This is a genomic window from Nocardioides sp. J9 (assembly GCF_007829375.1).
Lineage (GTDB): Bacteria > Actinomycetota > Actinomycetes > Propionibacteriales > Nocardioidaceae > Nocardioides.
This window is the reverse complement of sequence record NZ_VLJQ01000120.1, coordinates 13,629-20,655: the sequence shown is the minus strand read 5'-3', so window position 1 is coordinate 20,655 and position 7,027 is coordinate 13,629. Positions and strand designations below refer to the sequence as shown.

Annotated in this window: 9 protein-coding genes; 3 read left to right on the top strand and 6 right to left on the bottom strand. The window is 70.7% G+C overall.

The annotated features are described in order from the left end of the window. Positions 1 to 390: 390 nt before the first annotated feature. The 6 genes from L615_RS20270 to L615_RS20250 form a co-directional block, all read right to left on the bottom strand. The gene (locus L615_RS20270; RefSeq protein WP_145726280.1) at positions 391 to 1,086 is read right to left on the bottom strand and encodes a nitroreductase; all 696 of its coding nucleotides are present in this window, start codon (positions 1,084 to 1,086) and stop codon (positions 391 to 393) included. Continuing rightward, positions 1,083 to 1,721 (bottom strand): hotdog domain-containing protein, encoded by a 639-nt coding sequence (locus L615_RS20265; protein ID WP_145726279.1) that lies wholly within the window; start codon positions 1,719 to 1,721, stop codon positions 1,083 to 1,085. The genes L615_RS20270 and L615_RS20265 overlap by 4 nt, the downstream gene beginning before the upstream one ends. Before the next feature lie 30 nt (positions 1,722 to 1,751). Then, positions 1,752 to 2,942, bottom strand: a complete 1,191-nt coding sequence (locus tag L615_RS20260; RefSeq protein ID WP_145726278.1) for a phosphotransferase — start codon at positions 2,940 to 2,942, stop codon at positions 1,752 to 1,754. A gap of 91 nt (positions 2,943 to 3,033) precedes the next feature. Further along, complete coding sequence (locus L615_RS20255; protein ID WP_261376788.1) at positions 3,034 to 3,810, bottom strand: acyl-CoA dehydrogenase family protein; 777 nt, start codon at positions 3,808 to 3,810, stop codon at positions 3,034 to 3,036. Positions 3,811 to 3,874: 64 nt separating this feature from the next. Next, positions 3,875 to 4,210 (bottom strand): acyl-CoA dehydrogenase family protein, encoded by a 336-nt coding sequence (locus L615_RS24465; RefSeq protein WP_261376787.1) that lies wholly within the window; start codon positions 4,208 to 4,210, stop codon positions 3,875 to 3,877. A gap of 14 nt (positions 4,211 to 4,224) precedes the next feature. After that, a complete protein-coding gene (locus tag L615_RS20250) occupies positions 4,225 to 5,376 on the bottom strand; it encodes an acetyl-CoA C-acetyltransferase (protein WP_145726277.1) in 1,152 nt (383 codons plus the stop codon). Positions 5,377 to 5,502: 126 nt separating this feature from the next. Between L615_RS20250 and L615_RS20245 the strand changes: the two genes are divergently transcribed. From L615_RS20245 to L615_RS23905, 3 genes are all read left to right on the top strand, one after another. Continuing rightward, positions 5,503 to 5,955, top strand: a complete 453-nt coding sequence (locus L615_RS20245) for a MaoC family dehydratase (protein WP_145726276.1) — start codon at positions 5,503 to 5,505, stop codon at positions 5,953 to 5,955. Beyond that, positions 5,952 to 6,689: a 3-oxoacyl-ACP reductase FabG gene (gene fabG / locus L615_RS20240; protein ID WP_145726275.1), complete on the top strand. Its 738-nt coding sequence runs from the start codon at positions 5,952 to 5,954 to the stop codon at positions 6,687 to 6,689. Before L615_RS20245 ends, fabG begins: the two co-directional genes overlap by 4 nt. Continuing rightward, positions 6,686 to 7,027, top strand: a 342-nt coding sequence (locus L615_RS23905; protein ID WP_222430639.1) for an enoyl-CoA hydratase/isomerase family protein, incomplete at its 3' end; no start/stop codon positions are given. The genes fabG and L615_RS23905, both read left to right, overlap by 4 nt.

Genomic DNA, 7,027 nt, shown 5'->3' with positions numbered 1-7,027 from the left:
GTTCGGTCGGGGTGGGGGTGGTCATGCTGGTCACGCGATCTGTCTCCTTCACTTTGTGGAGGATGACTTCATCGGGCCGGGCGGCGGACACAACGGTGAAGAGCCAACGCTTTGATCGCAGCAGGTTCCTATCAAGTCACAGTCGYCCGGTCCGATCCCTCCTCACGGCGCCCTTATGGCTAGGTCACGCGCCCCGGGGACAGGCCGACACGTCCACTTCAAGACAGACCAGAGCCGTCAGTTTCGAGGCAAGTCAGAACCCACCCCGGAGCACTCCCCACATCCTCACCGTTTCGAGGCTCGCTGCGCTCGCACCTCAACCACCGGGCAGCGCGCCTCGCACCTCAACCACCGGGCTGGCGCGCCTCGCACCTCGACCACCGGGGAGGGTCAGGCGGGGAGGCCGGTCACCGCGTTGGCGACGTCCTCGCGCTCGGTGCGGAAGCTGTTGACCGGGTGGTCGGGGTCGGGGTGGCCGATCGCGACGGCGCAGACGACGTCGCGGTCGGCCGGGACGTCGAGGTGCTCACGGACGGCGTCGGCGTACATGCCGATCGCGCCCTGGGCGATCGCGCCGAGGCCGAGGGAGTCGGCGAGGTTGAGCAGGTTGGCGACGTAGCCGCCGCAGTCCATCACGCCGTAGGGGCCCAGCGCCTTCGGGCTGGTGATGATGGCGACGTGCGGGGCGCCGAAGAAGCGGAAGTTCTCCAGCATCTGGCGCAGCCGGCCCTCCTGGTCGTCGCGGGCGATGCCGACGGCCTCGTAGAGCGCGTGACCGCAGGTACGACGACGGTCGGCGTAGACGCCCTCGTACTTCTCGGGGTTGGTGACGTCGGGGGTCGGGCCGCCGGCCATCACCCGGGCTACGAGGCGCTCGCTGAACGGCGCGACGTCGTCGCCCGAGACCAGGTGCACCTGCCAGGCCTGGGAGTTGCACCACGACGGGGTGCGTTGGGCGAGGGTGAACAACCGGCGCAGCGTGGCGCCGTCGACGGGCTCGTCGGTGAAGGCGCGGCAGCTGTAGCGCCGCTCGAGGACGGTCGCGAGCGCCTCGGTGAGGTCGGGCGTCGTGGCAGTGGTAGTCATCGGACCTCCAGGGTGGGGCGGCCGGCGAGCGCCGGGCTGGCAGGGTACGGCGAGACGCGCACGAAGAGCGCCTCGGCCTCGGCGAACAGCTGGTCGCCGTCGAACAGTCGTGCCTCGAGGAACTGCTTGCGCCCCTCGCTGCGGGTGGTGCGGACCTGGACCGACAACGTGCGCCCCCACGGGGTGCCGGCGCGGTAGGACACGGTGAGGTAGGCCGTGCGGGCGATCCAGCCCAGCGCGATCTGGGACCGTCCCATCAGCTCGTCGAGCGCGACGCCGACCATGCCGCCGTGGACGGTGCCACCACCGCCGACGTGCCAGCGGGTGAAGGTGACCTCGCCGTCCAGCGACCCGTCCGCCGAGCGCAGCACCCGCACCTGCGGGACGGACGCCAGGCCGTGGTCGCCGTCGATGTTGTGCTGCTGGCCGAACGGCGCGTGGTCGTCGTCGGTGGCGCAGGCGGCCAGCTCCCCGCGCAGGGCCCGCAGGTCGGCGGTCAGCTTGCGGACGTGCGCCGGGTCGGGCGCCGCGTCGGCCACCGCGGCGAGGAGGCCGCGCAGCTCGCCGAGCATCTCGGCGTACTCGTCGGCGTCGAAGCCCTCGGGGGCCGACCAGAGCTCGAAGGGCCAGGACATGGGGGTAAGGATGCCGCTCGGTGGTTCCGCTCAGTCCGACAGGGTGTCGAGGGTGGCGTGGTCGTCGAGGAACGTGGCGATCCGGCCGATGGCCGCGAGCGTGTAGTCGCGTGGCTGCAGCTCGGGCTCGAGGCGGGAGCCGCCGAGGGTGAACAGGCCGAACGCGAACGCGTGCATCGGCTGCTGGCGGTAGGCGAGCCAGGCCTCGTCGAAGGAGGGGGCGTCCACGCCGACCTCGCCGAGGAGCGACAGGTAGAGCCGCAGCAGGTCCTCCTCCCACTCGCGCCGGTCCTCGGGGCGCAGCGCGCCGGCCATCGCGTAGGAGTAGTCGAGGGCCCAGTGACCGCGGGCGACGCACTGCCAGTCGTAGAGCCCCATCCGGCCGTCGCGGTCACGCAACCAGTTGCCCAGGTGGAGGTCCTGGTGCAGCAGCGTCTGGGGGGAGGCGTCGTGCAGGTCGAGGGAGCGGTGGAAGGCGGGGTAGAGCTCCGCCCGGCGGCCCACCATCCCGGCAGGCAGGACCTCGTGGGCACGGTCGAAGCCACGCAGCGTGCGTGAGCGGAAGCCGGCTCGCCGGTCGAGGGCGTCCTGCCAGCGGCGGGCCGGCTTGAGGCCGGCGAGGTCGGTGTGGAAGCGGGGGCTGTCCCAGAAGGCGCCGTGGTACGCCGCCAGCTGGGCCACCATGTCCTCGGCGTCCGCGCGGGTGACGGTGTTGTCCTGGGGGTCGGGGAAGGTCCAGCCGTCGACCGAGAGGTCCTCGAGCAGCACGAGCGAGCGGCGGGTGCGCGGGTCGAAGCCGGCGTGGAAGGCGCGGGGACTGCGCACGGTCAGGGCCGGGCGGGCGTGGTTGTAGAACAGGGCCTCGCCCTCGGCGATGTCGGTGAGACCGAGCAGGAGCCGAGAGAAGAGGCCGGCCGCGGCCTTGCTGAACAGGCGGGTGGGGAGTCCGGCTGCCTGTCCGGCCGCGTTGTAGGTGACCTCGATGGCGCGACGTGACGACGTCCCGTCGCTGCCGCCGAGGACACGGAAGTCAGTCACGGCTGCGCCGGGGGCGTCCGTGCACAGGACCCTGGTGAGCCACTCGGCGGTGATCGCCTCGGCGCGCGGGGGGACGGCGCCGGGACGGTCCAGCCGCGGCGCGGGACCGAGTCGCTCGAGCGCGACGGTCGCGGTGACCTGTCCGACCATCGCAGCGACGGCGAGCGTGTCCTTGATTGGCATGAGTACTCCTGGGTCTTGGTGGGTGCTGCTCCGAGGGCTGGAGAAAGGAGGACGCCCGGGCGGCAGGGCCGCCCGGGCGTCGAGGGAGCTGTCAGCGACCGCCGGCGATGTCGCGGCCGATGATCTCCTTCATGATCTCGGTCGTGCCGCCGTAGATCGTCTGGATGCGGGTGTCGATGTAGGCCTTGCCAACGGGGTACTCCTTCATGAAGCCGTAACCGCCGTGGAGCTGCAGGCAACGGTCGACGGTGCGCTTCATGAGCTCGGAGACGTACCACTTGCCCTTCGCGGCCTCGACCGGCGTGAGGGTGCCGGCGTTGTAGGCCAGGACCATCGCGTCGACGTAGGTCTGGGCGACGTCGAGCTCGGTCTGCATCTCGGCCAGCTCGAAGCGGCTGTTCTGGAAGTCGATCAGTCGCTTGCCGAAGGCCGTGCGGTCCTTCAGGTAGGCGATGGTCTGCTCCAGGGTGGTCTGAGCGGTCGTGATCGACTGCGCGACGATGCCGAGGCGCTCGCGCGGCAGGTGACTCATCAGGTACTTCAGGCCCTGGCCCTCCTCGCCGAGGAGGTTCTCGACCGGGACGCGGGCGTCGGTGAAGTACAGCTCGGCGGTGTCCTGCGAGGGCAGGCCGATCTTGTCGAGCTTGCGACCGCGCTCGAAGCCGGGCGTGGAGTCCGCCTCGACCATGAGCAGGCTGAAGCCGTTCGAGCCGCCCTCCGGGTCGGTCCGGACCGCGAGGACGATCAGGTCGGCCATGATGCCGGAGGAGATGAACGTCTTCTGGCCGTTGACGACGTAGTGGTCGCCGTCCCGCTTCGCGGTGGTCCGGATGCCCTGCAGGTCCGAGCCGGTGCCCGGCTCGGTCATCGCGAGGGCGCCGATCAGCTCGCCGGCGGCGAACTTCGGCAGCCAGCGCCTCTTGCCCCTTAAATCAGTCTTCCGCGCAGTGATGGATTGGTGGTAGCAGGTAGGCCAGGAAGAGGTCGTCCTGGAGGCCGAGCGTGACGCTGAAGGAGATGGCGTTGGCGCGGGCCACCTCCTCGGTCGCGACCATGCGGTAGCGGTAGTCGGGCTCACCGCTGCCGCCGAACTCCTCGGGGATCTGGAGGCCGTAGAGGCCGGCCTGGGCGGCCGCCGCGAAGACCTCGCGGGGGATCCACCGGTCGTCGTCCCACTGGTCCTTGTGCGGGACGACCTCACGGGCCAGGAACTCCCGGACGGTCTCCCGGTAGGCCTCGTGGTCCTCGTTGTAGAGGGTGCGCTGCATGGGTCGCTGTCCTCTCAGAGTCGCTCGATGATGGTGACGTTGGCCTGACCGCCGCCCTCGCACATGGTCTGCAGGCCGTAGCGGCCACCGGTGCGCTCCAGCTCGTGGAGCAGGGACGTCATGAGTCGGGCGCCGGTGGCGCCGATCGGGTGGCCGAGGGCGATGGCGCCGCCGTTGGGGTTGACCTTCGCGGGGTCGGCGCCGAGCTCCTTGTTCCAGGCCAGGACCACCGGCGCGAACGCCTCGTTGATCTCGACGACGTCGATGTCATCGATCGCCATGCCGGCCTTCGCCAGCGCGTGCTTGGTCGCGGGGATCGGCGCCGAGAGCATCATCACCGGGTCGTCGCCGAGGACGGAGGCGTGGTGGATCCGCGCCCGCGGGGTCAGGTTGTGCTCCTTGACCGCCTTCTCGGAAGCGATGAGCAGGGCCGCGGAGGCGTCGGAGATCTGCGACGCCACGCCGGCGGTCAGGATGCCGTCCGGGGTGAGGGTCTGCAGCTCGGCCATCTTCTCGCGGGTGGTGTCCCGGCGCGGGCCCTCGTCCACGCTGACGCCGTTGAAGGAGGTGATCTCCTTGGTGAAGTAACCAGCGTCGATCGCGGCGATCGCGCGCTGGTGGCTCTGGTAGGCCCACTCCTCGCAGTCGTCACGCGTGATGCCCCAGTGGGCGGCCATCATCTCGGCGCCGCGGAACTGGGAGATCTCCTCGCCCGGGAAGCGGGCCTGCCAGCCCTCGCAGCCCGTCCACGGGTCGGTGGACTCGAACGGGGCACCGGCGGCGAACGCGGACAGAATGGGGAACTGCGTCATCTTCTGCACGCCACCCGCGACCACCAGGTCCTGCATGCCGCTCTTGACGCCCATGGCGGCGAAACTGACAGCCTGCTGCGACGAGCCGCACTGGCGGTCGATGGTCACGCCGGGCACGGTCAGCGGGAAGCCCGCCGCGATCGCGGACGTGCGGGCGATGTCGCCGGCCTGGGCGCCGATGTTGTCGAGGCAGCCGAGGACGACGTCGTCGATGAGCGCGGGGTCGATGCCAGCGCGGCTGACCAGCTCCTTGAGCGAGTGGGCCGCGAGGTCGGCCGGGTGGACGTCGGCGAAGCCGCCTTTGCGGCGGCCGACGGGCGTCCGCACTGCTTCGACGATGTAGGCCTCGGACATGGGTTCCTCCTGGGGCGGGGGTGGCGGCCCTGCAGCTCCGAGGAGGCGGCCGACACGCGTTGACGTTCTTGAATCCAGACTATAATTTAGTTTCGATTCAAAATCTACGCGACAGGTGGGCCTACGGTGAAGGTGTACAACGGGATCGAGGACTTCGCTCAGTCCGCAGGTGACGTGCTCGGCACGTCGGACTGGATGGTCGTCGAGCAGGAGCGGATCGACCAGTTCGCCGAGGCCACGAGTGACCACCAGTGGATCCACGTGGACACCGAGCGGGCGAAGGACGGGCCCTTCGGTGCCACGATCGCTCACGGCTTCCTGACGCTGTCGCTGCTGCCGCCGCTGCTGAACTCGCTCTACCGCGTGGACAACGTGAAGATGGCCGTCAACTACGGCCTCGACAAGGTGCGCTTCATGGCGCCGGTCCGCGTCAACAGCAAGATCCGTGCGACGGCCCGCGTCCTCACGGCCACCCCGCTCGAGGGCGCCGTGCAGGCCGTCTTCGAGACGACGTTCGAGATCGAGGGCTCCGAGAAGCCGGCGGCCGTCGTGCAGTCGATCGTGCGGTACTTCGGGTGACCGCCCTGCTCGAGGGTCGCGCCGCCATCGTCACGGGCGCGGCGCAGGGGATCGGCCTGGCCATCGCCACCGCCCTCGTCGAGCACGGCGCTCGGGTGACCATCGCCGACCTGGACGGCGACAAGGCGGCCGCGGCGGCCGCCGCGCTCGGTGGGGCCGCCCGCGGCGTCGCCTGCGACGTCACCTCCGAGGAGAGCGTGGCTGCCCTGGTCAGCGGTGCCGTCGAGGCCTTCGGCACGCTCGACGTCCTGGTCAACAACGCCGGCATCACCCGCGACGCGTCGCTGAGGAAGATGACGCTGGCCGACTTCCAGGCCGTGATCACCGTCCACCTGCAGGGCACGTGGCTCGGCATCCGGGCCGCCAGCGAGGTCATGCGGGAGCAGAAGCGCGGCAGCATCATCAACATCTCCTCGATGTCGGGCAAGGTCGGCAACCCCGGCCAGACCAACTACAGCGCGGCCAAGGCCGGCATCGTCGGCATGACCAAGGCTGCCGCCAAGGAGCTCGCCCACCACGGCGTTCGGGTCAACGCGATCCAGCCGGGCCTGATCCGCACCCCGATGACGGAGGCCATGTCGCCGGAGGCGTACGCCGCCACGGAGGCCACCATCCCCATGCGCCGCGCCGGCGAGCCGGACGAGATCGCGGGCGTCGTCGCCTTCCTCGCCTCTGACCTGGCCAGCTACATGACCGGCGCCGTCCTCGAGGTCTCCGGCGGGAGGGGCATGTGAGCGCACAGGAACCCGCCAACCCGGTCCGGCTCGAGGTCGCCGACGGCGTCGCCACGGTGACGCTGTCCCGGCCCGATGCCATGAACGCCGTGACCACCGCGCTCGCCGTCGCCCTCGAGCAGGCCGTCCTCGTCGCCGCCGGCGACCCTGAGGTGCGGGTCATCCTGCTGCGGGGTGAGGGTGGCAACTTCTGCGCCGGGGGTGACTTCGACGAGGTCCAGCGGCTGCGCGCCGAGGGTCCCGGGTCGCTGCGGAGCCTCTTCGAGGCGTTCCGCGGGGCGTGCGAGGCCGTCGAGTCGGCGCCCGTCCCGGTCGTGGCGGCCGTCGAGGGCGTGGCG